The sequence below is a fragment of the Campylobacter sp. BCW_6877 genome (genome assembly GCF_001762445.1).
Taxonomy (GTDB): Bacteria; Campylobacterota; Campylobacteria; order Campylobacterales; family Campylobacteraceae; genus Campylobacter_D; species Campylobacter_D jejuni.
Genome location: NZ_MJWW01000054.1, coordinates 1 through 708, shown reverse-complemented (window position 1 = coordinate 708; position 708 = coordinate 1). Strand labels below are relative to the sequence as shown.

1 pseudogene is annotated in these 708 nt (G+C 28.7%); it reads right to left on the bottom strand.

Going from position 1 to position 708, the window contains the following annotated elements:
- A pseudogene (locus AJ936_RS06990) lies at nt 1-572 on the bottom strand (hypothetical protein); the annotation flags it as partial.
- Between the last annotated feature and the right edge of the window lie 136 nt (nt 573-708).

Here is a 708-nt window from a genome sequence, read left to right as displayed (position 1 = left end):
TTATAAAGATGAACTTCTTTATCACTTACCTTACCTTTTTTATTTTCATTTTCCAAATATAAAAGCATTTTTGCTTTTTCTTTACTTCTTTGTGCCGCTCCTAATTTATCTCCTATCCCTTGCCATCTTATCCTATCATACTTAATCTTAGCAAGAGGACTAGCTTGTATTTTAGCTAAAGCAAATTTAATTTTATTCTTTTTAGGTATAGCAAATATAGGATAACCTTTTATACTCATTCCTATTAAACCCATTTGTAAAACAGAATGTTTATTATTAACTTTATGATCTGAATAAGTATAAGCAAATACCATAGCTACTTTAGTACAAGGTCCTCCTAGTATAGGTGGATTTAAACATCCACTTATACTAGCTCCTTGTATTTCATTATTAAGCATAATAGGAACATTGTCTGATTTTATTCTTTTAGCTTTTTTTGCTTTTAACTTAACTCTACCTCCATGTAAGCATACTAAAGTATTATCTTCTAATATAGGATGCATACAAGAAGTATCAGAACTTATATTAATATCTTCTATTCTAGGAATAGTTATCTTTCTTTTTCTAGCCATGAAAAGCCTTGTGGGTTTTTAAACCCACTAAGATTAAATCAAATCATAAGGAAAACATTTACACAAAACTGATTCTATTTTGTTTAATCATTCTGGCACGATTGATAAGAGCATAAAGGGCTATATCTTCATCATT